Source organism: Bradyrhizobium sp. ORS 278, from assembly GCF_000026145.1.
In the GTDB taxonomy this organism is placed as follows: domain Bacteria; phylum Pseudomonadota; class Alphaproteobacteria; order Rhizobiales; family Xanthobacteraceae; genus Bradyrhizobium.
The window spans coordinates 5149430-5174467 of sequence record NC_009445.1 but is presented as its reverse complement, the minus strand read 5'-3'; the positions used below and the strand labels follow the sequence as shown (position 1 = coordinate 5174467).

Annotated in this window: 23 protein-coding genes; 7 read left to right on the top strand and 16 right to left on the bottom strand. The window is 64.7% G+C overall.

The window, feature by feature from the left end:
- Positions 1 to 81: 81 nt before the first annotated feature.
- From BRADO_RS23135 to BRADO_RS23115, 5 genes are read right to left on the bottom strand one after another with little or no spacing between them, the layout of a single operon-like run.
- Positions 82 to 327, bottom strand: coding sequence for a formate dehydrogenase subunit delta (locus BRADO_RS23135; protein ID WP_012028621.1), 246 nt, complete (start codon positions 325 to 327; stop codon positions 82 to 84).
- Positions 317 to 1153 (bottom strand): formate dehydrogenase accessory sulfurtransferase FdhD, encoded by an 837-nt coding sequence (gene fdhD / locus BRADO_RS23130; RefSeq protein WP_012028620.1) that lies wholly within the window; start codon positions 1151 to 1153, stop codon positions 317 to 319. The genes BRADO_RS23135 and fdhD overlap by 11 nt, the downstream gene beginning before the upstream one ends.
- Before the next feature lie 13 nt (positions 1154 to 1166).
- Positions 1167 to 4046, bottom strand: a complete 2880-nt coding sequence (gene fdhF, locus BRADO_RS23125) for a formate dehydrogenase subunit alpha (protein ID WP_012028619.1) — start codon at positions 4044 to 4046, stop codon at positions 1167 to 1169.
- A gap of 24 nt (positions 4047 to 4070) precedes the next feature.
- Entirely contained in the window at positions 4071 to 5627 is a 1557-nt protein-coding gene (locus BRADO_RS23120; RefSeq protein WP_012028618.1) for an NADH-quinone oxidoreductase subunit NuoF, read from the bottom strand.
- Positions 5624 to 6100 (bottom strand): formate dehydrogenase subunit gamma, encoded by a 477-nt coding sequence (locus BRADO_RS23115; protein ID WP_012028617.1) that lies wholly within the window; start codon positions 6098 to 6100, stop codon positions 5624 to 5626. The genes BRADO_RS23120 and BRADO_RS23115 overlap by 4 nt, the downstream gene beginning before the upstream one ends.
- Before the next feature lie 261 nt (positions 6101 to 6361).
- Between BRADO_RS23115 and BRADO_RS23110 the strand changes: the two genes are divergently transcribed.
- A complete protein-coding gene (locus tag BRADO_RS23110; protein ID WP_041756826.1) occupies positions 6362 to 7255 on the top strand; it encodes a LysR family transcriptional regulator in 894 nt (297 codons plus the stop codon).
- Positions 7256 to 7541: 286 nt separating this feature from the next.
- On the top strand, positions 7542 to 8783 hold the full coding sequence (locus BRADO_RS23105; protein ID WP_012028615.1) for a YeeE/YedE family protein: 1242 nt from the start codon (positions 7542 to 7544) through the stop codon (positions 8781 to 8783).
- A gap of 1 nt (position 8784) precedes the next feature.
- On the opposite strand, the gene BRADO_RS23100 is transcribed toward BRADO_RS23105, so the two are convergent.
- A complete protein-coding gene (locus tag BRADO_RS23100) occupies positions 8785 to 9090 on the bottom strand; it encodes a hypothetical protein (RefSeq protein ID WP_012028614.1) in 306 nt (101 codons plus the stop codon).
- 183 nt (positions 9091 to 9273) lie between these two features.
- On the opposite strand from BRADO_RS23100, the gene BRADO_RS23095 reads away from it, so the two are divergent.
- A complete protein-coding gene (locus BRADO_RS23095) occupies positions 9274 to 9825 on the top strand; it encodes a DUF4240 domain-containing protein (protein ID WP_012028613.1) in 552 nt (183 codons plus the stop codon).
- A 355-nt stretch (positions 9826 to 10180) separates the two neighbouring features.
- A complete protein-coding gene (locus BRADO_RS23090) occupies positions 10181 to 11527 on the top strand; it encodes an IS1182-like element ISBrsp2 family transposase (protein ID WP_050781079.1) in 1347 nt (448 codons plus the stop codon).
- Positions 11528 to 11697: 170 nt separating this feature from the next.
- Here the strand turns inward: BRADO_RS23090 and BRADO_RS23085 are convergent, their stop codons facing one another.
- Positions 11698 to 14022, bottom strand: a complete 2325-nt coding sequence (locus tag BRADO_RS23085; protein WP_012028612.1) for a PAS domain-containing sensor histidine kinase — start codon at positions 14020 to 14022, stop codon at positions 11698 to 11700.
- Between the two features lie 209 nt (positions 14023 to 14231).
- A complete protein-coding gene (locus BRADO_RS23080; protein ID WP_244422876.1) occupies positions 14232 to 15545 on the bottom strand; it encodes a cation diffusion facilitator family transporter in 1314 nt (437 codons plus the stop codon).
- On the opposite strand from BRADO_RS23080, the gene BRADO_RS35900 reads away from it, so the two are divergent.
- Positions 15526 to 15654 carry a hypothetical protein gene (locus tag BRADO_RS35900; protein WP_256374565.1) on the top strand — a complete coding sequence of 43 codons (129 nt, stop codon included), beginning with the start codon at positions 15526 to 15528 and terminating at the stop codon, positions 15652 to 15654. The two genes, BRADO_RS23080 and BRADO_RS35900, sit on opposite strands and share 20 nt — an antisense overlap.
- Before the next feature lie 97 nt (positions 15655 to 15751).
- Here the strand turns inward: BRADO_RS35900 and BRADO_RS23075 are convergent, their stop codons facing one another.
- From BRADO_RS23075 to BRADO_RS23055, 6 genes are all read right to left on the bottom strand, one after another.
- Entirely contained in the window at positions 15752 to 16720 is a 969-nt protein-coding gene (locus BRADO_RS23075) for a zinc-binding dehydrogenase (RefSeq protein ID WP_012028610.1), read from the bottom strand.
- A gap of 132 nt (positions 16721 to 16852) precedes the next feature.
- A complete protein-coding gene (locus BRADO_RS23070; RefSeq protein ID WP_012028609.1) occupies positions 16853 to 17272 on the bottom strand; it encodes a CBS domain-containing protein in 420 nt (139 codons plus the stop codon).
- A 214-nt stretch (positions 17273 to 17486) separates the two neighbouring features.
- Entirely contained in the window at positions 17487 to 18806 is a 1320-nt protein-coding gene (gene oxlT / locus BRADO_RS23065; RefSeq protein WP_012028608.1) for an oxalate/formate MFS antiporter, read from the bottom strand.
- Between the two features lie 250 nt (positions 18807 to 19056).
- Complete coding sequence (gene oxlT, locus BRADO_RS23060) at positions 19057 to 20343, bottom strand: oxalate/formate MFS antiporter (protein ID WP_012028607.1); 1287 nt, start codon at positions 20341 to 20343, stop codon at positions 19057 to 19059.
- A gap of 288 nt (positions 20344 to 20631) precedes the next feature.
- Entirely contained in the window at positions 20632 to 20769 is a 138-nt protein-coding gene (locus tag BRADO_RS35165; RefSeq protein ID WP_157872609.1) for a hypothetical protein, read from the bottom strand.
- 270 nt (positions 20770 to 21039) lie between these two features.
- Positions 21040 to 21852: a membrane protein gene (locus BRADO_RS23055; protein WP_041756823.1), complete on the bottom strand. Its 813-nt coding sequence runs from the start codon at positions 21850 to 21852 to the stop codon at positions 21040 to 21042.
- 315 nt (positions 21853 to 22167) lie between these two features.
- On the opposite strand from BRADO_RS23055, the gene BRADO_RS23050 reads away from it, so the two are divergent.
- Positions 22168 to 22647, top strand: a complete 480-nt coding sequence (locus BRADO_RS23050) for a peptidoglycan-binding domain-containing protein (protein ID WP_011927759.1) — start codon at positions 22168 to 22170, stop codon at positions 22645 to 22647.
- A gap of 290 nt (positions 22648 to 22937) precedes the next feature.
- Here BRADO_RS23050 and BRADO_RS23045 read toward each other — a convergent pair whose 3' ends face one another.
- Complete coding sequence (locus tag BRADO_RS23045) at positions 22938 to 23495, bottom strand: hypothetical protein (protein WP_244422875.1); 558 nt, start codon at positions 23493 to 23495, stop codon at positions 22938 to 22940.
- 68 nt (positions 23496 to 23563) lie between these two features.
- Entirely contained in the window at positions 23564 to 23971 is a 408-nt protein-coding gene (locus BRADO_RS23040; RefSeq protein ID WP_011927757.1) for a hypothetical protein, read from the bottom strand.
- A gap of 278 nt (positions 23972 to 24249) precedes the next feature.
- On the opposite strand from BRADO_RS23040, the gene BRADO_RS23035 reads away from it, so the two are divergent.
- The gene (locus BRADO_RS23035) at positions 24250 to 24999 is read left to right on the top strand and encodes a hypothetical protein (protein ID WP_011927756.1); all 750 of its coding nucleotides are present in this window, start codon (positions 24250 to 24252) and stop codon (positions 24997 to 24999) included.
- Positions 25000 to 25038: the final 39 nt, after the last annotated feature.

The following is a 25038-nucleotide window of genomic DNA, read 5'->3' as shown; positions in this document are numbered from 1 at the left end:
CCGGGTTCAAGTTTGCTCCGAGTGTTCGGAAACACCGCCCCGCATGTCGCTTCGCTCATGCGGGCTACGGGATCGTGCCCGTTACGCCTTCTCCTTCGCGACCGCCGCGTCCTTCAGCTTGCCGATGGCGTCCTTCACGGCCGGGTCCAGGCCTTCGCCGCCGGCGTCGTGATGCGCGTAGATCGTCTTGAGCATGCGCGGGTCCCAGAACTTCTTGATGTGCTCGGCGACGCCGGCGACCTCTTTTTCCCGGCCCTGGCTCTGGAAGAATTTTCCGATCTGGTTGGCCATGTAGACGAGGCGGTCGTGGGTGCTGCTATGCGACATGGGGCTTTTCCGTCTGAGGTGATTGCGCGCGCGGCTCCGCGCTCGCCACGATGCGGTGGGGGTGGGTGAATATTTCGAAGCCGTCATTTCGCGCGACAGCAATCAGGGTGATACCGGCGGCCTCGGCCATGCGGATCGCCAGCGCGGTCGGGGCTGACACCGCAACCAGCACCGGGGCGCCCATCGCGGCGGCCTTCTGCACCAGCTCGACGGAAACGCGGCTGGTCATCATGACCAAACCTTCGCTCGCGGCGCTCCCGGTCTGCGCCAGATGGCCGGCGAGCTTGTCGAGCGCGTTGTGGCGGCCGACATCCTCGCGCAGGCTCACGATGCCGCGGGCCGGCGTCCAGAACGCCGCGGCATGCACGGCGCGGGTTTCGTGGTTGAGCTTCTGCAGCGGCTCGATCGCCGCCAGCGCGGCCATGATGTCGCGCGGGGCGAAGCGCCGTCCTGCGGGGACATGGGCTGCGGGCCGCACGGCTTCGGCAAGGGAGTCGATGCCGCACAGGCCGCATCCGGTGGGGCCGGCGATGTTGCGGCGGCGTTCGGCGAGGCGTTCGGCAAGGGCGTCGGGCAGCCACATCCGAAGCTCGATGCCGTCATCGAGCTCGACGACATCGAGCGAGACGATGTCGTCGCGGCTCTTGATAAGCCCTTCGTTGAGGCTAAAGCCGATGGCGAAGTCGCGGAGATCCTGCGGCGTCGCCATCATGACGGCCTGGGTGCCGCCATTGTAGGTCAGCGCGACCGCGGTCTCCTCCGGCACGCGACGGTGGCCCTCGGTGAGGGCTCCGTCGCGCCAGACCAGACGATCCGCGATGCGCACTGCATCCGTCATGCTACTCCGCCGCCTCCACGATCGGGGCGATGCGGCGCGAGTTGCGGGCCTGCTCGTCATACGCCTTCTGCCAGTCCGACGGACCGTTTGACTGCGACACCTGCACCGCCGTCACCTTGTACTCGGGGCAGTTGGTCGCCCAGTCCGAGTAGTCCGTGGTGATGACGTTGGCCTGCGTCAGCGGGTGGTGGAACGTGGTGTAGACCACGCCCGGCGCCACGCGCTCCGAGATCAACGCGTGAAGCGTCGTCTCGCCGGCGCGGCTGGTCAGCCGCACCCAGTCGCCGTCGCGGATGCCGCGCTGCTCGGCGTCATGCGGATGGATCTCCAGCACGTCCTCGCCATGCCACACCACGTTGTCGGTGCGCCGCGTCTGGGCGCCGACATTGTACTGCGACAGGATGCGGCCGGTGGTCAGCAGCAGCGGGAAGCGCGGGCCGGTGCGCTCGTCGGTCGCGACGTACTCCGTGACCACGAACTTGCCCTTGCCGCGGACGAAGCCATCGACATGCATGATCGGCGAGCCCTCGGGATACTTCTCGTTACAGGGCCACTGCACCGAGCCCATCTCCTCGAGCTTCTGGTAGGAGACGCCGGTGAAAGTCGGCGTCAGCGCGGCGATCTCGTCCATGATTTCGGACGGGTGATTGTACGTCATCTCGAAGCCCATCGCCTTGGCGAGACCGATCGTGACCTCCCAGTCGGCGAGGCCATTGCGCGGGGTCATCACCTTGCGCACGCGCTGGATGCGGCGCTCGGCATTGGTGAAGGTGCCGTCCTTCTCCAGAAAGGTCGAGCCGGGCAGGAAGACGTGGGCGTAGTTGGCGGTCTCGTTCAGGAACAGGTCCTGCACGATGACGCATTCCATCGACGACAGCGCCTGCACCACATGCTTGGTGTTGGGATCCGACTGCAGGATGTCCTCGCCCTGGACGTAGAGGCCCTTGAAGGTGCCGTCGATCGCGGAGTCGAACATGTTGGGGATGCGCAGGCCCGGCTCAGGGTTGAGCTTGACGTTCCACATCGCCTCGAACTGGTCGCGCACCGCATCGCCCGAGATGTGCCGGTAGCCCGGCAGCTCGTGCGGGAACGAGCCCATGTCGCAGGAGCCCTGGACGTTGTTCTGGCCGCGCAGCGGGTTCACGCCGACGCCGCGGCGGCCGATATTGCCGGTGGCCATCGCTAGGTTGGCGATCGCGATGACAGTGGTCGAGCCCTGGCTGTGCTCGGTCACGCCGAGGCCGTAATAGATCGCGCCGTTGCCGCCCTTGGCGTAGAGCCGGGCCGCGCCGCGGATCGCTTCTGCATCGACGCCGGTGAACTGGGCAACCGCCTCGGGGCTGTTCTTCTCCAGCGCCACGAACTCGGCCCAGTCCTGGAACTCGCTCCAGTCGCAGCGCTCGCGCACGAAGGTCTCGTTGACGAGGCCCTCGGTGACGATGACATGCGCCAGCGCGGTCAGGATCGCGACATTGGTGCCGGGCAGCAGCGGCAGGTGATAGTCGGCCTTGATGTGCGTCGACTTCACGAGGTCGATCTTGCGGGGATCGACGACGATCAGCTTGGCCCCCTGGCGCAGCCGCTTCTTCATGCGCGAGCCGAACACCGGATGCGCGTCGGTCGGGTTGGCGCCGATCACCATGATGACGTCGCTGTCCTCGACCGAGTCGAAGTCCTGCGTGCCGGCCGAGGTGCCGAAGGTGGTGGCCAGCCCATAGCCGGTCGGCGAGTGGCAGACGCGGGCGCAGGTGTCGACGTTGTTGTTGCCGAAGCCGGCCCGGATCAGCTTCTGCACCAGGTAGGTCTCTTCGTTGGTACAGCGGGACGAGGTGATGCCGCCGATCGAGTCGCGGCCATACTTGGCCTGGATGCCGCGCATCTTTTGTGCTGCGAAGGTGAAGGCCTCGTCATAGGAGACCTCGCGCCAGGGCTGGTCGATGGTCTCGCGGATCATCGGCTTGAGGATGCGCTCCTTGTGGGTCGCATAGCCGTAGGCGAAGCGGCCCTTGACGCAGGAATGGCCGCGATTGGCCTTGCCGTCCTTGTAGGGCACCATGCGCACGATCTCCTCGCCGCGCATCTCCGCCTTGAAGGTGCAGCCGACGCCGCAATAGGCGCAGGTGGTGACCGCCGAATGCTCGGGCTGGCCGATCTCGATCACGCTCTTCTCGGTCAGGGTCGCGGTCGGGCAGGCCTGCACGCAGGCGCCGCAGGAGACGCACTCCGAGCCGAGGAAGCTCTCGCTCATGCCCGGCGACACCCGGCTTTCGAAGCCGCGGCCGGAGATCGTCAGCGCGAACGTGCCCTGCACCTCCTCGCAGGCGCGGACGCAGCGCGAGCAGACGATGCACTTGGAGGGATCGTAGGTGAAATAGGGGTTCGACTCGTCCTTCGGCAGCCAGGCCGGATTGGCCTCGCCGCAGGCATCGGCGAACACGTGGTTCTCACCCTGGTTGCCGTAGCGCACGTCGCGCAGGCCGACCGCGCCCGCCATGTCCTGCAACTCGCAATCGCCATTGGCGGCGCAGGTCAGGCAGTCGAGCGGATGGTCGGAGATGTAGAGCTCCATCACGCCCTTGCGCAGCTTCTTCAGCCGTTCGGTCTGGGTGTGGACGACGAGGCCCGCGGCGACCGGCGTGGTGCACGAGGCCGGCGTGCCGGCGCGGCCCTCGACCTCGACGAGGCAGAGGCGGCAGGAGCCGAACGCGTCGACCATGTCGGTCGCGCACAGCTTCGGGATCTGCGTGCCGGCCTCCATGGCCGCGCGCATGATCGAGGTGCCCTCGGGAACGGTGATGCTCTGGCCGTCGATGGTCAGCGTCACCATCTTCTCGGACTTGGAGAGCGGGGTGCCGTAATCGGTTTCGTGGATGAGCGACATGGCCGTGTCCTTATTACCGAATGTCTATTCCGCAGCCTGCAGGCGCGGTTGCTGAGGACCGAAATCCTCGCGGAAATGTTTCAGTGCCGAGAGCACAGGGTAGGGCGTGAAGCCGCCGAGTGCACACAGCGATCCGAGCTTCATGGTACCGCAGAGGTCCTCGACGAGAGCGATGTTCTCGGCTACGCGCTCGCCGCGGCGGATCTTGTCGATGGTCTCGGCGCCGCGCGTCGAGCCGATGCGGCAGGGCGTGCACTTGCCGCAGGATTCGATGGCGCAGAACTCCATCGCGAAGCGCGCCTGCTTCGACATGTCGACGGTGTCGTCGAACACGACGATGCCGCCATGACCGATCAGGCCCTCCTTGGCGGCGAACGCCTCGTAGTCGAACGGCGTATCGAACAGCGCGCGGGGGAAGTAGGCCCCCAGCGGTCCGCCGACCTGCACCGCACGAACGGGGCGGCCGGTGAAGGTGCCGCCGCCGATGTCGTCGACGAGTTCGCCGAGCGTGATGCCGAACGCGGTCTCGAACAGGCCGCCGAATTTCACATTGCCGGCGATCTGGATCGGCATCGTGCCGCGCGAGCGCCCCATGCCGAAATCGGCATAGGCCTTGGCGCCTTCATCGAGGATGAAAGGGATCGCCGCGAACGACAGCAGGTTGTTGACGACCGTCGGCTTGCCGAACAGGCCGTGATGCGCGGGCAGCGGCGGCTTGGCGCGGACGATGCCGCGCTTGCCCTCGAGGCTCTCCATCAGCGCGGTCTCTTCGCCGCAGACATAGGCGCCGGCGCCGGTGCGGACCTCCAGCTCGAACGTGTAGTTCGAGCCCGAGATCTTGTCGCCGAGCAGACCGGCCTTCTTGGCGATGTCGATCGCCTTGGTCATGGTCGCGATCGCGTGCGGATATTCCGAGCGCGTGTAGATGTAGCCCTTGGTGGCGCCCACCGCGATGCCGCAGATGGTCATGCCTTCGATCAGCACGAACGGATCGCCTTCCATCAGCATGCGGTCGGCGAAGGTGCCGCTGTCACCCTCGTCGGCGTTGCAGATGACGTACTTGCGGTCGGCCGCGGTCTGCGACACCGTCTTCCACTTGATGCCGGTCGGGAAGCCCGCGCCGCCGCGGCCGCGCAGGCCCGACGTGGTGACCTCGGCGATGACCGCATCCGGCGACAAGGTCAGCGCCCGCGTGAGGCCCTTGTAGCCGCCATGCGCGCGGTAGTCCTCGAGCGACAGCGGATCGATGATGCCGCACCGGGCGAAGGTGAGTCGGGTCTGCCGCTTCAGCCACGGGATCTCCTCGGTGAGCCCGAGCGAGAGCTTGTGCGACTTGTCGTCGATGATGGCGTCGAGCAGCGACGGCACGTCATCGGCGGTGACGGGACCGAAGCCGAACCGGCCCTGCGCCGTCTCCAGCTCGACCAGTGGCTCAAGCCAGTACAACCCACGCGAGCCGTTGCGCACGATCTCGACATCGAGCTTGCGCTCCAGCGCCGCCTTGTGCAGCGCGTGGGCGACCTCATCGGCGCCGACGGCGAGCGCGCCAGCATCGCACGGGACAAAAAGACGCAACGTCATCGCTGGGCCTCCGAGACGAGAGCATCGATCCGGGCCTCATCGAGCCGGCCGACCAGCCGGCCGTCGATCATCGCAGACGGCGCGGTCGCGCACAGGCCGAGGCAGTAGATCGGCTCGAGCGTCACGCGCTCGTCGGCGGTGGTGTTGCCCATCGCAATCCCGAGCTTGGCCTCGGCGCGCGCCGCGAGCGCATCGCCGCCGGCGGCCTGGCAGGCCTCGGCACGGCACAGCTTGAGCACGTGACGGCCGGCCTTCTTGCCGCGGAAGTCATGGTAGAACGTGAACACGCCGTAAACCTCGGCGCGAGACAGATTGAGGGTGGATGCGATCATCGGAATGGCATCCTCGGGCACATAACCGAACGTCTCCTGCAACGCGTGGAGGATCGGCAAGGTTGCTCCCTCCATCTGGCTATGTTCGGCGATGATCTCGGCGCCGCGCGCCGCGTCCCAACTTTCGTACACCGGCGTCATTCTAATCCCAATTCTGCGTTGCAAGCGTTTCGCACATCCAAGTTGGAATTGCTCAAGATATCAATAAAGCAGTCCCGTGCTGCGATAGCGAAACGCAATCGTGAGATAGCTACAAGTTGACGAAAAACCGACCTTCGCGCGACCGAGACGCGGCGCGTTTTACCGTGTCCGGCACACCCTTGCCGTGATAGGGTTTCCGTGTGGCCGAACGTTTCCGAAAACGTGCGGAACCAGGCCATTCAACCGTTGGAAGGCCGACCTTTGATCGACAAGCTCGAACTGCTGCTGGCGCTGGCCAAGGAACGTCATTTCGGCCGCGCGGCCGAGGCCTGCGGCGTGACCCAGCCGACCATGTCGACCAGCATCAAGCAGCTCGAGGAGATCCTTGGCGTCATGCTGGTGCAGCGCGGTTCCAGGTTCCAGGGCTTCACGCCGGAGGGCGAGCGGACGCTGGACTGGGCCCGCCGGATCGTCGGCGACTTCCGCGCGATGCGCCAGGAGATCAACGGCCTGAAGGACAAGCTGTCGGGCGAGATCCGCCTCGCGGCGGTGCCGACCGTGCTCGGCATGGTGGCGTCGCTGACGACCCCGTTTCGCGCCAAGCATCCGGAGGTCCGGTTCCGCATCATGTCGTGCACGTCGGCCGACGTGCTGGGCCTCTTGGAGAACCTCGAGGTCGATGCCGGGCTGACCTATATCGAGAACGAGCCGATCGGCCGCGTCCGCACCATTCCGCTCTACAACGAAAGCTACCGTCTTCTGACGGCGCCGGACGCGATGTTCGGCGATCGCGACCAGGTGACCTGGCAGGAGGTGGGGCAGGTACCGCTGTGCCTGCTGACGCCGGACATGCAGAACCGCCGCATCATCGACCGCGCGCTGAAGGCCGCCGGCAACGAGGTCACGCCGACCCTAACGTCGAACTCGCTGCTGGTGCTGTACACCCATGTGAAGACCGGCCGCTGGGCGAGCGTCATGCCCGCCAAGCTCGCTGAGACGCTGGGTTTGGCTGACAAGGTGCGCTCGATCCCGATCATCGATCCCGTGATCAACTACCAGATCGGCCTCGTCATTCCGCAGCGCGACCCGATGACCCCGCTGATCGCCTCGCTGGTCCAGATCGCCCGCGAGGTCGCGCCGAGCCTGCAGGCGTAGGCAGCGATTCTCGTCAGCGAATGTTAGCTCCGCTTGACGGCCTCCGAAGTGTAATTGTGTGCAAGCGGCCCTGGATTGCTTCGCTGCGCTCGCAATGACGGCTGTGGTGAAACTCCGCTGTCATGCCCGCGCAGGCGGGCATCCAGTACGCCGCGGCCCCTCGGTGGACGCACCGACGCCTCGGCGTACTGGATCGCCCGGTCAAGCCGGGCGACGACAGCTGTGGCTGGAACGGCCCGCAGCAGCGGCTGTTAGCCCACGTCAACCCATCACTTCCGGAACTGTCATGACCGACCTCTCCATCGACGCGCGGCTGCTCGCGCCGGACAATCACCGCCACCATTCGAACATGCCGGTCGTGGCGATCGCCTCCGCAGCCTTGCTCCTCGGCGCATTGGCGCTGAGCGCGTCCTTCACGTGGCGGCAGGGCGTGCTGTTCCTGGTCGGCGGCGGGCTCGGCCTGTCGCTGTACCACGCGCTGTTCGGCTTCACCTCGGCGTGGCGCGTATTCATCGCCGCGCGCCGCGGCGCCGGCTTGCGGGCGCAGATGGTGATGCTCGCGATCGCGGTGGTCCTGTTCTTTCCCGCGCTCGCGCATGGCACGCTGTTCGGTCAGCCCGTGCATGGGGAATACGGCGCGGTCGGCGTCGGCATGCTCACCGGCGCCTTCCTGTTCGGGCTGGGCATGCAGATGGGCGGCGCCTGCGCCTCGGGCACGCTGTACACCGCGGGCGGTGGCAACACCCGCATGCTCGTGACCTTGGCCGCCTTCATCGCGGGATCGACGATCGGCGCGCGGCACCTGCCGTGGTGGAGCGCGCAGCCGAACATCGGCGCGGTGTCGCTGATCGACACGCTCGGCTGGATGCCGGGGCTGGCGCTCTGCCTCGTTTTGATGGCCGGGATCTATCTATTCACAGTGCAGGCCGAGAAGCGCACCTATGGCCGGCTCGAGCCTGGCGCACGGACTGATCTCACCGGTGTCCGCCGCTTCCTGCAGGGACCATGGCCGCTGTTGTGGGGCGCCGTCGCGCTCGCGCTCGGCAATTTCGCAACGCTGTATTTGGACGGCCGACCCTGGGGCATCACCTCGGCGTTCGCGCTATGGGGCTCGAAGATCGCGATGGCGCTCGGCGCCGACGTGGCCTCCTGGGGCTATTGGCAGGGCGCACGCGCCGCCTCGCTGCAGCAGAGCATCTTCTCCGATATCACCTCGGTGATGGATTTCGGCATCATGCTCGGCGCGCTGCTGGCCGCGGGCTTGTCCGGCAAGTTCAACCCGACCTGGCGCCTGCCGCTGCCCTCGCTGCTCGCCGCCATCGTCGGCGGCCTGCTGCTCGGCTATGGCGCGCGGCTCGCCTATGGCTGCAACATCGGCGCTTATTTCAGCGGCATCGCCTCGGGCAGCCTGCACGGCTGGTGCTGGCTGGTCGCGGCCTTCATCGGCAACATCATCGGCACGCGGCTGCGCCCGCTGTTCGGGCTGACGGTCGAGCGCGGGCCGGTGCCGATTGCGAAGCCGGCCTGAGTCAGCCGATGCGTAGCTCGTACTGCGCGGCGTGCGGTTCATAGCGGCTGAGCAGCTTGCGGGCGGCCGGCGGCACGACGGCTTCCTTCGAAGGTCCGGCGAAACGAACGACGGCGTCGTCGTCGGCGAACGTCATGATCGTCATGAACTCGACCTCGGTGTCGAGGGACCGCCGCAGCAGCTCGATGGCGATGAACCCGGGGATCGCCCGATCCTTGATCCCGGGAAAGACCGTCGACCGCAGCAGTTCTTCATAGGCATCGGCATTCGCAGGCCTGGTCCAGCCGCGCCAGATTCGTTTGAGCATCAGATTGTCCTCCACCAAAGATGGCACCGGCCATCGCATGCGTCCGCACCGCACGCTTGGTGAAAATTGCTGTTCGCGAACGTGGTCTGGCGCGAAGCAGGCCGCTCTATTGGAAAATGCAGGCTTGCTGGCTTAAAATGGCAAACGGCACGATCGTCTTTGGTTGCCGAGAGGAGAGAATCCGTGACTGCGCCAGCCATGCCAGCCGATCAGTTCTGGTCGATCATCGGACAGACGGAGGCCGCATCGGGCGATGATCCTGCCGCGCAGTGCGAGGCGCTCGCCGCGGCGTTGCGTGGGCTGCCGCTGGATCAGATCATCGGCTTCGAGGTGGCCTTCCGCCGCTATCTCAATCAGGCCTACAGCTGGAACCTCTGGGGCGCTGCCCATGTCATCCACGGCGGCTGCTCGGACGACGGCTTCGAGTATTTTCGCCGTTGGCTCGTGACGCGCGGGCAGGATGTCTATGAGGCCGCCATGGCTGATCCGGACAGTCTGGCCCGGTTCGATGGCGCCGCAGGACCTGAGGGTGCCTGGGATTTCGAGGAGATCTATTACGTCGCCAATCAGGTGTTCCGGGAGAAGGGCGGGGAGGGCGACGTGCGCGACCATTCCGAGCCGGAGGCCGGGCTCGGCGGACCAGAACCGAGCGGGGATCCGTTCGAAGAGGACGAGGCGCATCTGGCCGCTCGCTATCCGAAGCTGTGGCAGCGCTTCGGGGAGAGCCCGCTGTGAGTTTGGCGATGTGAAGCTGATCTCTGGCGACGCCTGAGAAAAGGACGCCGCGACGGAACCCAGGGCGCGGAACCGGAAGTGCCGGCTCCCGCCGCGCCACGGCCGCTCGATACAGTGCCCTCTCCCCCAAGCGAAGCAGAGCTTAGCCAGGGGAGAGAGGGCGCAGTCACAGGCACTGCGCTAGCTGCAAATGAGTAGTCCGCCGCGCAAGGCGCGGTGGGCACGGCGCGGTCGAGAGCTTGGCTTGATCCGCAGTCGCGTGGGCGCGCCTTTGCCCACCCTACGAGGCTGTGAATCTTTCGATGCCTATTCTCGCTGACTATGATTCTCTGAGCGGAGCGGTTTGCTGGAGGTCATGATGGCTAAGGACGAGCTTTTCGATGGATTGCCGGAGCAGTCGGGTCCCAAAGCGCGGGAGCTTCCGAAGGGTGCGCCTCGTCTGCGGGTTCCGGAGCGCAACCAGGTCGAGCTGCGCGCGGTCGATATCGACAGCCTGATCGGGCAGGATCATCCGGCGCGGATGATCTGGACCTATGTCGAGACGCTCGACCTGAGCGAGTTGGAAGACCGAGTGAAGGCGCGGGAGAACAGGCCTGGTCATCCGGCACCGTCGCCACGCCTTTTGCTGGCGCTCTGGCTCTATGCCACCAGCGACGGCGTCGGCAGTGCTCGGGCGCTGGATCGCCTGTGCGAGAGCCATGATGCCTATCGCTGGCTGTGTGGCGGGGTATCGCTGAACTATCACACGCTATCGGACTTCCGCGTCGGCTGTGCCGATGTGCTCGACCGCCTGATGAGCGAACATCTGGCGGCGTTGAGCGAGGCCGGGCTGGTCGATCTCGATACGCTGGCACAGGACGGGGTGCGGATCCGCGCCAATGCGGGGGCCAGCTCGTTCCGGCGCGAAGCGAGGCTGCAGCAGAAGCTGGCGGAAGCAACGGAGGTGGTGGAAGAGCTCAAGCGGGAAGTCGATGCAGATCCAGAAGCCAGCAACCGGCGCATCCGCGCGGCGCGTGAGCGCGCCGCACGCGAGCATAAACAGAAGGTCGAAGCGGCGCAGGCGGCGCTGGAGGAGATCAAGCGCAAGCGCCAGAAGCTCGAGGAAAAAGGCGGTAACGGCAAGAAGCCGAAGGAGCCTCGGGCCTCCACCACCGATCCGCAGGCGCGGCGGATGAAGATGGCCGATGCCGGCTTCCGTCCCGCCTACAACGTGCAGGTCGTCAGCGCTGCAGCTGCGATGATCGTGGTCGCAATCGACATCGACAACAACGGATCAGACGGCGGCCTGATGCGACCGATGCTGGAGCGGCTGCGCGACAAGCTGCAACGCCTGCCCAGGCGCTACCTCGTCGATGGCGGATACTGCCGTGGCGACGACATCGAATGGGCGCATGGCCAGAACATCGAGATCTACTGTCCGCCGCGCTCGCAAAAAAGCGGTGTTGATCCTTATCTGCCCCGAGATACCGATGGCCCTGGTGTGGCGGCCTGGCGAGCGCGCATGGCGAGCGAAGCCGGCAAGGCTCAGTATCAGCTCCGCTCGCTGTGCGAATGCATCCACGCCCGCTGGCGCAACTGGGACCTCCGGCAAGTGACGGTACGCGGCATCGACAAGGTTCGCGCCGTCGTGAGCTGGTACGCGTTCACCAACAACCTTCTGCAAGGATTGCACCTCATCGCCTGTCAAAAAGCAGCATCATAGTCGCCGGGAGCGGCATCCGAGGGATCCTCCGGGACAATCCGCCGCACAGAGCCGCCCACAACGGCTATCCCGCGGCGACAGCCCCCTCGTCGCAAACTCAGCCCTGAACTCAAATTGGCTCACAAGCTCTACGATGGCGCTCTTCGTGGTCGCTCAGCAGCGCACGCCGCTCACGCCGCGACCGAGATGCTCGCTGTGGCCTTGTAGGCGTCGCGGGGGAGGGTGACGCGGACGACGGTGCCGTGTTCGAGGCGTGAGCGCAGGCGCATCGAGCCGCCGTGCAGCTGTGCCAGCGAGCGGGCGATGGCGAGGCCAAGGCCGGAGCCGTGATAGGTCTTGGTCATCTGGCTCTCGACCTGCTCGAACGGACGGCCGAGCCGGGCCAGCGACTGCGCGGGGATGCCGATGCCGGTGTCGGCGATGATCAGCACCACCTTGTCCTCGAACACCCGGCTGCGCATCGTGACGCGGCCGCCTTCGGGGGTGAACTTCACCGCATTCGACAGCAGGTTCACCATGATCTGCTTGGTGGCGCGGCGGTCGGCGATGACCGGGATGTTGCCCTCGATATCGGCATCGAGCACCAGGCTCTTGTCCTGGGCGCGGCCGGAGACGACGCGCAGCGATTCCGCGAGCGTCTTGGCGAGATCGAGCGGCTCCATGTCGAGCTTCATGCGGCCGGCCTCGATCTTCGACATGTCGAGGATGTCGTTGATCACCTCGAGCAGATACTGACCCGAGGTCAGGATGTCGTGGCAGTATTCCTGATACTTCTCCGAGCCGAGCGAGCCGAACATGCCCGAACCCATGATCTCGGAGAAGCCGATGATGGCGTTGAGCGGCGTGCGCAGCTCGTGGCTCATATTGGCGAGGAATTTCGACTTGGTCTGGTTGGCTTCCTCGGCCCGTGTCTTTTCCTGCGAGTATTTCTCTGCGAGATCGGCGAGCTCGATCGCCTGACGCTCCAGCGCGCTCTGCGAGCGCTGCAGGTCGATGACGGTGGCGCGCAGACGGAGGTCGTTGTCGACGAGCTTCTGCTCGTGCTCCTTGATGCGGGTGATGTCGGTGCCGACCGAGACGTAGCCGCCGTCCTTGGTGCGGCGCTCGGAGATGTGCAGCCAGCTGCCATCGTCGAGCTGCGCCTCGAAGGTGCGGCCGCCCTGCGCCTGCTGGCTGTTGTCGTGCAGCCTTGTGCGGATCTCCGGCATCTTGCCGACCTCGATCACGGTCTCATAGGACGTGCCGGGGGTGACGGCGGAGTCCGGCAGCTTGTGCAGCTTCTGGAAGTGCGAGTTGCACAGCACGAGGCGGTTGTTGGAGTCCCAGAGAACGAATGCTTCCGAGATCGTCTCGATGGCGTCGCGCAGCCGCAAGTCGGCCTCGACGGTCTTCTCGACCAGGCTCTTCTGCTCGGTGACGTCGACGGCGATGCCGATCAGGTGCAGGCCGGAGTCCGTGGTGCCCTGGGAGAGCTCGCAGCGCACCCGCAGCCAGATCCAGTGGCCCTCGGTGTGGCGCATGCGGAAGCTCTGGTCGATGTGGCGGAGCTCGCCGGCGACGAGCTGGTCGGCGATCGCGAACAGGTCGATGTCGTCGGAGTTCACCAGCGCGTTGACCTCCCCGAAGGTGAGCAGGTCGGTGCGGTTGTCGAGGCCGAGCATCGCGAACATCGAGTTCGACCAGAAGATCCGGCCGCGCGACAGGTCCCAGTCCCACAGGCCGCAGCGGCCGCGGTTGAGCGCGGTGTCGATGCGGCCGCGCACGGCGTCGTTGATCAGGTCGCCCTCGCGGGCGCGGGTCGACTGCCAGTGGAAGGCGAAGCCGAGGATCAGGACGACGAAGCCGGTCGTCGCCGACAGTGTGATCGACAGCGCGGCATCCGAACCCCAGATCGGCTCGAGCTTCTCCTGGATCACGACGACGCGGCCGGGCAGCGCCTTGATCAGCTGCGACACGGCGAAGGCGGGCCGGCCATTCGGCAGCGTGATCTCGGTGACCGCGCCCTGCAGGCCGGGCGTGGCCAAGAGCTGCGCGGTCGAGATCAGGTCGAGGATGCGGTCGTTCTCGCCGAGACCGGTGTCGACCGGCACGCGGGCGAGGATGCGGTGATCGGCGCCGGTGACGATGACGTGGCGGCCGGGTGCGGAGCCCCAGGCCGGAATGAGATCCGGCAGCAAAGCCTGCAGATGCTCGATGTTGGCGATGCGGTCCGGACGCATGGCGATGTGGCCGATCCGATCGGCCAGCAGGTCCGAGATCGCCGCGAGGTCGCGCTTGGTCGCGCCGCGCTTCTGCCGGCTGTGATCCAGCACCTGGACAAAGGCGCCGAGGCAGATGGTGACGAGAAAGGCAATGATCAAAGTGGGGACAGCACGACGCAATACCGGCTCAGCAGTCAGCAGCCTCTGATAGGCCGGTTTCGCGATCGATTGCGCCAACCCCTTGATGGAATCAGAAGATTGGACGCACGCGTTCGCGGCATGCGCACGCGCCATGCTGTAGACCCCCGAAACTTTCCTTGGATACCCGAATTTCGAAAGAGCCCCAGCCGCTTCCGAATCAAGTTGATTTGAATCCAGATTTCTCGGGCTGTCGAGAGTCAACGATTTGGCAAAAGCTAATAAATCTTATCCAATGCGGATTTGCCATGGCGAAAAGCCGGCGAGATGAGTCCGAAGCGAGAACGCAGCGTGACGTCTGGGCTTCAGCCGTGCGGGGGCTCGGCGTGACTGATGACGCGCTTCACGGTCGGGAAGGCGCGACGTAACCCGCGCTCGATGTGGTCGACATTGTCGTGCACCTTCAGCACGCTCATCGACGGCGCGGCGCGGCAATGGAAGTTGACGATCTCGCCGGCCTCGGTGTTGCGGACGCGGACATTGTGGACGTCGTACATGTCCGTCTCGGCGGCGAGGCGCTGCAGCGCGTCGGCGATGTGCCGGACGCGCTCGTCCGGCGCGTCGATGCCGAACGGCAGCTCGGGCTCGAGCGGCTCTATATGGGTGTCGACCTCGACATCGGCGCCGAACTCCTCGCGGATCGAGCGCTCCAGATCGTGGGCGATCGCATGCGCCGCCACGAGGCTCATGTCGCCATCGACCTCGAGGTCGATAGCCACGATCAACCGGCCGCCGATATCGTGGACGGTGACGTGGTGGATCGCGAGGCCGGAATTCCGCGCGATCACCATGATGCGCTCGCGCACGCTCTCATTGCTGAGCGCGACCGGCACCGTGGTGAAGGTGACGTCGGCCTCCGACAGGCTCTTGCCGACGGCGGCCTGGGCCTGGCGCTTGATCTCGTCGACGCGGTCGATCGGATAGGTGCGGGGCACCTGCACGGTGGCGTCGACGAAATGCGTGGCGCCGACGAGGCGCACGCGCAGCCGCTCGACGTCGACGACGCCGGCGACCGAACGGATCGCGGCGTCGGCTTTCTCGGCGGCGCCATCAGGCGCGCGGTCGAGCAGGGTCTCGACGGTCGAGCGCGCGAGCCGGAGGCCGAGCACCGAGATCATCGCGGCCACCGCGATGGCGGCGGCGGAGTCCCCCCACCAGAAGCCAAGCGCGGTCAGCACGAGGCCGGCGATGACCGCGATCGAGCCGAGCACGTCGGACGCGAAATGCAGCGCGTCGGCGGCGAGCGCCTGGCTGTGGGTCTCGTGCGCGGCGCGATGCAGCGCGCGGGCGCGCCAGAAGTTGACGGCGATGTCGATCAGCAGCACCACGAACGGAATGACCGACAGCGATGGCGGCGGCGCCGCTTCGCGCAGCCGGCTCACCGACTCCACCAGCACGCCGCCGGCGAGCACGTAGAGCAGCGCGATGACGCCGAGCGCGGACAGGCTCTCCAGCTTGCCATGGCCGTAGTGATGCTCGTCGTCCGCGGGCCTGTCCGATACCCGAACCACCATCCAGGTGATGATGGTGGCGACGACGTCGACTGCGCTGTGCAGCGCTTCCGAGACCAAAGCGAGGCTGCCGATCAGAACACCGACGATGAACTTCGCCGCCGCCATGCTGGCGCTCGCCGCGATCGAGATCGCGGCGACACGGGCTTTCCCGGACTCGATGGGGGAGGCGGCGTCGCTCATAGCCGCGGATGTAGCAGCCGACGCCGCGCCGTGAAAGCCGGGATCGCGCGGCCCAGATGCATAACAGCCTGCATGACCTGCTGCAGGATCGCGCGCCGTTTCGATTGCTTCTAAATGTCAGGAGATTGCGTTCACAAGGTCACCACGATCTTGCCGAGATGCTTGTTTGCTTCCATGTGCGCGAAGGCTGCGCCGATGTCGTCGAAGGCAAACACGCGGTCGATCGGCAAGCGCAGCGTCCGCTGCTCGACAGCGCCCCAAATGTCCGTCTTCACCTCGTCGAAGATCGCGCGGATCTCCTCGATCGAGCGGGTGCGGAAGGTGACGCCGACATGGCTGATGCGGCGCGCGGCGTGGAGGTCGAAGTTGAAATCGGCATGGGTGCCGCCGAGCCTGCCGACATTGACGATGCGGCCGAGCACCTTGGTCGCGGCGAGATTGTGGTTGGCGACCGCGCCCGAGACCTGGTCGATGATCAGGTCGACGCCCTGGCCGTTTGTCGCCTGCAGGACCTGATCGACCCAGGCGGGATCGCTGGAATCGATCGCGAGGTCGGCACCGAATTCCTTGAGTCGTCCGCGGCGCGTCGCGTCGGTCGAGGAGCCGATCACGAGCCGGGCGCCCTTGAGCTTGGCGATCTGCATCGCCATCAGGCCGACGCCCGAGCTCGCGCCTTGCACCAGCACGCTTTGCCCAGGCTGCAGTGCGCCGTTGGTGACGACAGCATTGTGCATCGTCGACAGCGCGATCGGCAGCGTCGCCGCCTCGTCGAAATTCATGTTGGACGGCGCGTGGAACAGCCGACCATGATCGGCGAGGGTGTATTCGGCGAAGGCCGCGGCGCCCGAGCCCATCACGCGATCGCCGACCTTCACGCCCTTGGCGTCGGGACCGAGCTCGGCGACTTCGCCGGCCCATTCCATGCCGAGCACCGTACCGACGCCGCCGGCGGCACCATGCGCATGGCCCTTGGTCATGCCGAGGTCGGCGCGATTGAGGCCGCAGGCGCGCACGCGGATCAGAACCTGCGTACCCTTCGGGGTCGGCTTGGCGACGTCGGTAATCGCGGCGCCCTGGGCGCCATAGACATAGGCTTTCATCGCGGGATCCTGTCGGGTCAAACAAGGCGACGGCCCGGTGCCGTCGCCCTCCATCGTGCCGCCTAGCAGGCGGCACGATGCTCCGACAAGCCTCTGTTGGCGAGGAACCTCGCCCGCCGTGCAGGCCCGCAATCAGGCTGCGGCGGATGCTTCCGCCTCGTCGAAGGCCGAGGAAACGTCGCGCATGCTGATGACGCCGGCGAGCGCGAAGTCGACGATCACGGGCAGGTGGCGGATGTGGTGCACGTTCATGAGATGACGCACGTGCTCGAGCGAGTCCTCGGTGCTGCAGGAGATCAGCCGCTGCGGCGAGATCAGCTGCGACACCCTCATGGTGACGCCGGCGGCGCCGTGCTCGGCGATCGCGCGCACCACGTCGCGCTCGGTGAACATGCCGGCGGCGGTGTTGCCCTCGGTGCGGACGACGTCCTTGACGACGAGGGCGCTGACATTGCTGGCGCGCATCAGCTGCGCCGCGACGCCGACGGTCTCGTTCATTCGCACCGTGATCACGCGCGCCGTCTTGTTGCGCAGGATGTCTCCGACTTTCATGGCACCCTCCCGTTTGTGTTGAACGAGAGGAAGTCTGGTATACGTTATGCCAGAAGTCAATTGTGATCTTGATATTTTCTGGGTGAGTGGCGGGAAAATAAGGTCAGTTAGGTTGCCCGATGTCGGGATCACGGGTGGCATCTGGCATTCCTGGCGTCAAAAAAAGGAGGCGCACCGGGATGCGCCTCCTCGAGTCGTGGGAAGAAGCTGTCGACTAAGCCGTGGTGCGGACGTCCTGAGCGGCGGACTGGGTGACCGCCGCCTCCTTGCCGAGGATGAAGGCGCGGCGCAGTGGCTTGATCACGAACAGCGCCATCAGCGCCGCCGTGGCATTCAGCGCGACGCCGATCACGAACACGGCCTGCCAGCCATATTTTGCAGAGACGAGGCTCGCGAGCGGCACCAGCAGCGAGGCGGTGCCCTTCGCAGTGTAGAGCATGCCGTTGTTGGTCGCGGCGTACTTGCTGCCGAACGTATCGCCCGATGTCGCCGGGAACAGGCTGTAGATCTCGCCGAAGACGCCGAAATAGACGGCTGTGGCGAGCACGAACACGATCGGGTTCTGCCCGTAGTTCGACAAGGTCAGCAGCATCAGCGCCGCGGTGCCGAAGGCGATGAACATGGTGTGCTCGCGGCCGATCGTGTCCGAGATCCAGCCGAACAATGGACGGCCGAAGCCGTCGAAGATGCGGTCGAGCGAGATCGCGAAGGTCAGCGCCGCCATCTGGAAGCCGGCGAGCGTCACCGGCTCGTTGGCGATCTTGAAGTCGTGCGCGATCGGGGCGATCTGAGCCGCCGTCATCAAGCCACCGGAGGCGACCATCACGAACACGAGATACATGATCCAGAAGATCGGCGTGCGCAGCACCTGCGGCGGCGTGTAATCGATCTTGCTCTGCGGCAGGTTGAGCTGCTTCTTGCGGGCCGGGGCCGCCTTGGTCGGCGGCCGCAGGAAGAGTGCGAGGATGAAGACGACGACACCTTGGCCGATGCCGAAGGTGAAGAAGGCGGACTGATAACCGCTCGAGGCGATCATGCTGGCGATCGGCACGACGGTCAGCGCGGCGCCCGCGCCGAAGCCGGCGGCGGTAGCGCCGGCGGCGAGGCCGCGGCGGTCGGGAAACCATTTCAGCGCATTGCCGACGCAAGTGCCGTAGACCGCGCCGGCCCCGATGCCGCCGATCACGGCGCCCGCGTAGAGCAGGGTGAGCGAGTCGGCATAGGAGTTGAGCACCCAGGCCAACGCGATCATCACGCCGCCGAACATGATCACGACGCGCGGGCCGTATTTGTCGACGAACCAGGCCTCGACCGGCACCAGCCAGGTCTCGGTGACGACGAAGATCGTGAACGCCAATTGGATGGCCGTGCGGCCCCAGTGGAATTTCGCGTCGATCGGATCGACGAACAGCGTCCAGCCATACTGAAGGTTGGCGATCATCGCCATGCAGACGATGCCCATCGCGAGCTGGATCCACCGGAAGCCGCTCGACTGCGGCGGGGTGGGCGGTGACGCCTCTGTGCTGGAAACCATAAATCCTCCCAAACCGCGCTCTCTTGGAGGATGCCGGTGCAAGCAGCCGGCTCCTCATCTGCGCATCTGGTCATCTTGGTATAATATATTCCAGCCCGCAATATGGCGTGCGACAGCAGGTGCGGCATGGTGCTGTGCAGCACGGCGCGTTTGAGCCAGCAAGCAAAAGAAAACGCTCGGCAAAATGCCGAGCGTTGCTTGTGTCAAATCGGCTTATTTTTATTTTTCGCTGCGATGCGAAGGGCGGTCGTCAGAGCGTCGACTTCTCCACCACGACTTTACGCCAAGGCTTGAGCACCGCGATCGCCAGGATCGAGGCCAGGATGTTGGCGCCGGCCGCGATCATGAACACCTGGTCCCAATTGCCCGACGACTGCTGCATGTAGTTGGCGATCGGCACCAGCAGCGCGGCCGTGCCCTTGGCGGTGTAGAGCAGGCCGGCATTGGTGGTCGCGAACTTGGTGCCGAAGGTGTCGGTGCAGGTCGAGGGGAACAGCGAATAGATCTCACCCCAGGCGAAGAACACGAAGCCGGAGAGGATCACGAACCACACCGGATCATGGCCGAGCATGTACAGCGCCCAGATCCCGATGCCTTCCATGCCGAAGGCGATGAACATCGTGTTCTCGCGGCCGATCATGTCCGAGATCCAGCCGAAGAACGGACGCGTCAGGCCGTTGAGGATGCGGTCGATGGTCGCCGCGAAGGTCACCGCCGTCATCGTCATGCCGATCAGCGTCACCGGGATGTTGTCGACTTTCCAGTCGCCGGCGATCGGCTTGAGATTGGCGGTCACCATCAGGCCGCCGGCGCCGACGATCACGAACATGAAGTACATCAGCCAGAAGATCGGCTGCCGGATCACTTCGGTCGGGTTGTAGTTGCGGCGGCTCTGCACGAGGTTGGAATTCTGCGTGACCGCGGGCACCTGGCCATCTTTGGGAGCGAACAGGAAGAAGGCGAGGATGACGATGATGATGCCCTGTCCCAGGCCGAAATACAGGAAAGTGGTCTGGAAGCCGGAGTCGCGGATCATGGCCTGGATCGGAACGACGGTGGCCGCCGAGCCGGCCCCGAAGCCTGCGGCGGTGATACCCGCCGCGAGGCCGCGCTTGTCGGGGAACCACTTCAGCGCATTGCCGACGCAGGTGCCATAGACGCCGCCGGCGCCGATGCCCGCGATGATCATGCCGACATAGTAGCCGTTGAGCGAGGTGGCGTAGGCGTTGATCATCCAGCCGATCGCGCAGAGCACGCCGCCTACCAGGACGACGATGCGCGGGCCGTATTTGTCGACGAACCAGCCCTCGACCGGCACCAGCCAGGTCTCGAACAAGACGAACAAGAAGAAGGCCCACTGGATCGAGGCGCGGTCCCAGCCGAAGGTCTTGGAGATGTCGGGGACGAAGAAGGTCCAGCCATACTGGTAGTTGGCGATCATGACCATCGCCGCGACGCCGACGACGAGCTGTGTCCAGCGATAGGCGTCGCTTACTCTTGCCGATGCGGGGGCCCCCGCGTGAGCCAGGTCCGTCATTTATCCTCCCAATCGCGCTTCTCGTATTATTTCTGGCGCTCGGCACATCCTTGTATGCTTGATGCCAGCGCTCAAGCCGCTCCTCGCGCATCGCGCCACTATGTCGCATGCGACTCCACCCGTAAAAGTTGAGTAGTCGAGGTGGTGTGGAGACACCAAAGCATAAAAAAATGGCCCCGGTAAATCCGGAGCCATCAGTCGGGAGGATACTTTAGTCGCGAGATGCGATCGTCACGTGGTCAACGTCCGCACGCCCTGTCGGAATGCGGCGATTGCGCGGATGCGCGATCACAGACCGAAATAGGGGAGGTCGCCGTTGCGGTTGGCGGCGCGGGCGCTGGTCATCAGCACGCGATCGAGCACGGCCAGGAAGCGGCCGAACAGAGACACGGGCTGGACGAGGGGGAGAGCGACAGTCTTGGCCATGGATTGTCTCCTTCAGTGAGGCGGTAGAACGTTCTGACTGAGGAGAATTTACGTATACCAGATGCCAGATACAATGGATCATATTGCATAGCGGTATGATAGTTTTGCGATGCAGCAGGAATGTTACAATAGGAATATCTAATCGATATCGGCATTTTTATACGGAAAGATCCGCCCAATGCGAATGTGAAGCCTCGATAAAGGTATTTTGTTACTTTTTTTCGCGCCACTACGTTCCTATCGGGGCTGGCAAGCCGGACCCCGGCGGTATCACGACCTGGCCGCAGGTTGGGAGGACCAGCCGGCGTGGCGACCGGGTCGCTGCGGCAACAAGGCGATCAGCAGGACGATCGCGGCGAGGATGATGGCGGAGGCGAGGGGCCGGCTGAGGGAGAGCCCACCATGGCTCGCCGGCTTGTCGAGAAAGTCGCCGACAGTCGCTCCAAGAGGGCGCGTCAGGATGAAGGCGGCCCAGAACAGCAGGACCCGGGATGCGGCGGTCCAGACGTAGAGAGCGGCGAGCAGAACCAGTCCGGCGCCAAACAACAGGGCGCCGCCATCATAACCGAGGCCTGTGCCGTCAGCGGTCCAATCGCCAAGGGCGGTGCCGAGGGTCTGGGAGAAGGTGATCGTGATCCAGTAGAACAGCTCGGCTTTGAAAGAGGTGACGGTGCCGACATCGATCGATCCACAAGCGATGTACCATGTGCCGAGGGAGCAGAGCACGCAGATCAGAAGGATGGATGAGCCCCCGAGATAGCCGATGCCCAACGAGCGATCGAAGAGGTCGGCCATCGCGGTTCCCACGGTGGTGGACGCCACGATCGCGAGCCAGTAGATCCAGGCGTTGAACTTCGTCGTCGAGATTTGAGCGATCACCGCGGCTACGAAGATGATCAGAAAGATCGCCGTTCCGATCAGATAGCCGCCGTTGTGAGCGTCCTGATCCGCATGCAGCCAGCTCATGGTGACCGCGTCACCTCCCGTTTCCCCGAGCGTGGTGGCGAGGATCTTGATCACCCAGAAGCCGAGCGTCACGGCAGGGACTTTGCTGATGGCCTCGTCGTCGCTGTCGATTGGCATCGCTTGCGCTCCTTCCCATGCGGTCCAGCGCGATGTTGAACGCACCGGCCCTCGATCGGCGCCTCTAGGGATGCCGGATCACGGTAATTTTCATCCGGAACGATGACGAGGCGTTCCCATGCGGCATGCCATGCCGATCGAGGCGTGCGATGCGATGTAACGATCCACGTCAAGCGATGGAACTGTGCCGCAGGGGCCGCAGTTGGTCGGCAATGAAGCGGAATGGCGTCGCCAGATGTTGCTCGTTCAGTCGATCGCGCTGTATCTCTCGTGGTCGCACGCATCATCGGCAGACTTGAGGGCGAAGGACGGACCATGCGCGCGTTGATCCTGGCATTGTTCATCCTGACGATCGTCGCCAACGCGCCCATCGCCCACGCTGGCCTGAGCACATCACCTCGTGGAGCTACCGCGCCCGCCGAGACGGCGAGCGTGGGCGAGGATGCCAATCAGCAGAGCGAGAACCAGATCGGCCTCACCAAGGCGAAGCGTCGTGCCGTGCAACGCGGGCTCACGCGGCTCGGCTTCGACACCAAGGCCGACGGGACTTTCGATGAGCAGACTCGCGCCGCGATTTCACGCTGGCAGGAAGAGCGCGGCTACCCGACGACCGGCTTCCTCAACGCCGCCCAGCACAAGGCCCTGATAACCGCCGCCGCGGAGGCCGCCAGATCCGACCGCCAAGCCCGCCGTCAGTCAGGGGGCCGGACGCGGCATTCGCGCAATGCCGGAGGTCCCATCGGAGCAATCGGCGGTGCGATGCATCGGGTGGTGGGCGGGATCTTCGGCAGGTAGATCGTCTGACCGCCGCAGAGTCGGAAGGCGCTCCCGTCATCTCGAAGATGAGAAGATCAGCAGAGAGCAGTTCGCGGCAGCTCCCAGTCCGTTCTCGACCTCGATGCGCAGCGGCAACCGCGCCCGACGTCGCGGGTGCTGGAATTACGGTGACAGTGCATTTAACTCGTCACTCCGGACGGCAGTGATCACGCGACGCACGGTACTGATCGTCTTGCGCTTCAATGAATTTGTGCACTGTCACCGTATTTCCTCGCGCCACGCCAGGCTTGATGGGCCACTGCGGTTGCCTATCGAAACATCGGGAAATCGCCAACTGGTCCAGCCGGATCTCTTTTGGGCGGCCCCAGCACGTCGCCCTCACCTGGGTTGCCCGACTGCGCGATCGCGCAGACTCTGGTCTGCAAGGTCTCGGTTTTCTCGTGGCCAGCCTTGAGCATGCCCGCGACGTCAGGCGGAATTCTGCAATCGGTCGAATGAGCTTCGACATATTCGATCATTTTGAGTTCGGCCTCAGAGAAATTGCGAATGAGTTCACAGGCGTCTTGCGGCGTTGCGCGGCGCTCGGCGGCGGCCTGGATCAACCGGCCGCGCCGCTCTGCCTCGACGCGCAACGGAAAAAATCCGCTGCAGGCATCCGAAGCGCCGTCAGCAACCGCCGGCGCGCTGTCGACCTGCGGAGGGGCGGCGGTCTGCCCGGGCAGCGGCGCTGGAAATGCGCCCTGAGCGAAGGCGTGACCGACGGTCGGGGTCATCGCGGCTACGACGAAGCGTAAGATCAGGTGTCGCGCTGTCCTTGTGATCACGATTTGCGCTCCGTCCGCATTCACCTCGAAAGCTCCAGCCATTTGGCGTGATCCCGTTCGGTTTGTAAACGCGCTGAGCAGACGACAGCTTTCCATCGCCCGGAGAGGTCTCAGGAGGCCAGCCCGTAGTAGCGTCGATAAAAAGCAAGATGCTGCTGGGGCGCAAAGCCGTCAAAATCACCGGTGCGCTTGTAATCGTCCAGTCTGGCCAGAAGCTCCTGCGCTTCAGGAGCGCTGCTCGAACGGAGAAAATCTTCCGTGGCCTCGAGCCCAGCTCCGCAGACAAGTTGAATGTCGATATAGCATCCGGCGTCGAAAGACGACATCTTGGCCTCGTAGATGAGCAAGGCGTCACTTGCGATTCCGGCCGAAAACAGCTGGATGCACATGAGCTTCAACGGCTCATTGCTGTCGCGATTGGTGTCGGCAGTCGCAGCTTCGATGAGACGGCGGATTTCGGACAGATCGTCCGCGGCCGGCGTGAGACCGTAGCGCGCGAGCAGTTCGTTTTCGTCCATGATGACGCAATATCCAACAGGGCTATGCTACGGTCAATTGGTGATCGCCCGGCCGTTTTGTGCACCGTCACCGTGTTTCCGGGCTCTCAAGCGATTACCGGCGCTCGCGGCAAGACGTCTCGACGACGAGGAGCCAGCCTATTGCCGCGCAAGAGATAAAAGGGTGCGCCCTGACTGAGATCCTTGGCAACTCGCGAAATTGGTTGCCAATGAAGTCCACGTGGTCATCTCATTGGCGAATGATCGATCTCGACGCGAATCCAGGGAGCCACCGGTAGATGCGGCGCGATGGGACACTGTTGAAGCGTTATCTGGCGGGAGAGTTCGACCAGGTCTGGCGGGAAATCCGGGCCTATCCACTCATCGAAGGTGAGTTCCGCGACGAAGTGATGGAGGTCGCCGATGCGACCATGCGACGGGTCGCGCAGAACGCCGACCTCATAGCCTCCCGTTTGGAGGCCGTTGGCTGGCAGGCCCTCTCATCCGAATATCAGGGTCTTCGAACACCTCCGGCAACGGGTGACGAGGCAATCTTCGCTCGCATTGTCGAGATCTCCGGAGCACCTATTCCGCCGACGCTCCTGGCATTCTGGCGTGTCGTGGGTGGCATCAACTGGGTGTGGGACTACAACTCCAAGGATCATCCGCCTGATCTTGGATTCAGTTTGCCGTCTGAGGAACACGACGCTCTCTGCGTCGATGCGCCCTCTGTCATCACGTATCTGTTCGACGAATGGATCTATCAAAAGGCAAGCATATGTCCGAATGCTGAGCATCACCTGCGAATCGATCTGGCCCCCGACTATCTTCACAAGGCCAACATCAGCGGAGGCAGCCCGTATTGCATCCGGGTGCCATTCTTCGGTGCCGACCCTCTGTTCTCTGACGAGCGGCATGGGTTGCCGTTTCTCGACTATCTGCGTCTCGCATTCCGTTGGGCCGGCTTTCCCGGGCTCGATCGGCATGCAGCGCGCCGCGATGTGCAGGACTTCGTCGCCAGATTCGGAAAGGATTTCATTCCCTTCTGAACCCGTTTCAGGACAAGCGGCTGTCTGATCGGTAGAATC

Bases quoted from the DNA above. Each gene is read 5' to 3' on its own strand.
- BRADO_RS23135 (WP_012028621.1), bottom strand. From the start codon at position 327: ATGTCGCATAGCAGCACCCACGACCGCCTCGTCTACATGGCCAACCAG.
- fdhF (WP_012028619.1), bottom strand. From the start codon at position 4,046: ATGTCGCTCATCCACGAAACCGATTACGGCACCCCGCTCTCCAAGTCC.
- BRADO_RS23120 (WP_012028618.1), bottom strand. From the start codon at position 5,627: ATGACGTTGCGTCTTTTTGTCCCGTGCGATGCTGGCGCGCTCGCCGTC.
- BRADO_RS23115 (WP_012028617.1), bottom strand. From the start codon at position 6,100: ATGACGCCGGTGTACGAAAGTTGGGACGCGGCGCGCGGCGCCGAGATC.
- BRADO_RS23105 (WP_012028615.1), top strand. From the start codon at position 7,542: ATGACCGACCTCTCCATCGACGCGCGGCTGCTCGCGCCGGACAATCAC.
- BRADO_RS23100 (WP_012028614.1), bottom strand. From the start codon at position 9,090: ATGCTCAAACGAATCTGGCGCGGCTGGACCAGGCCTGCGAATGCCGAT.
- BRADO_RS23090 (WP_050781079.1), top strand. From the start codon at position 10,181: ATGATGGCTAAGGACGAGCTTTTCGATGGATTGCCGGAGCAGTCGGGT.
- BRADO_RS23085 (WP_012028612.1), bottom strand. From the start codon at position 14,022: ATGGCGCGTGCGCATGCCGCGAACGCGTGCGTCCAATCTTCTGATTCC.
- BRADO_RS35900 (WP_256374565.1), top strand. From the start codon at position 15,526: ATGAACTTCGCCGCCGCCATGCTGGCGCTCGCCGCGATCGAGATCGCG.
- BRADO_RS23080 (WP_244422876.1), bottom strand. From the start codon at position 15,545: ATGGCGGCGGCGAAGTTCATCGTCGGTGTTCTGATCGGCAGCCTCGCT.
- BRADO_RS23075 (WP_012028610.1), bottom strand. From the start codon at position 16,720: ATGAAAGCCTATGTCTATGGCGCCCAGGGCGCCGCGATTACCGACGTC.
- BRADO_RS23070 (WP_012028609.1), bottom strand. From the start codon at position 17,272: ATGAAAGTCGGAGACATCCTGCGCAACAAGACGGCGCGCGTGATCACG.
- oxlT (WP_012028608.1), bottom strand. From the start codon at position 18,806: ATGGTTTCCAGCACAGAGGCGTCACCGCCCACCCCGCCGCAGTCGAGC.
- oxlT (WP_012028607.1), bottom strand. From the start codon at position 20,343: ATGACGGACCTGGCTCACGCGGGGGCCCCCGCATCGGCAAGAGTAAGC.
- BRADO_RS35165 (WP_157872609.1), bottom strand. From the start codon at position 20,769: ATGGCCAAGACTGTCGCTCTCCCCCTCGTCCAGCCCGTGTCTCTGTTC.
- BRADO_RS23055 (WP_041756823.1), bottom strand. From the start codon at position 21,852: ATGCCAATCGACAGCGACGACGAGGCCATCAGCAAAGTCCCTGCCGTG.
- BRADO_RS23050 (WP_011927759.1), top strand. From the start codon at position 22,168: ATGCGCGCGTTGATCCTGGCATTGTTCATCCTGACGATCGTCGCCAAC.
- BRADO_RS23045 (WP_244422875.1), bottom strand. From the start codon at position 23,495: ATGGCTGGAGCTTTCGAGGTGAATGCGGACGGAGCGCAAATCGTGATC.
- BRADO_RS23040 (WP_011927757.1), bottom strand. From the start codon at position 23,971: ATGGACGAAAACGAACTGCTCGCGCGCTACGGTCTCACGCCGGCCGCG.
- BRADO_RS23035 (WP_011927756.1), top strand. From the start codon at position 24,250: ATGCGGCGCGATGGGACACTGTTGAAGCGTTATCTGGCGGGAGAGTTC.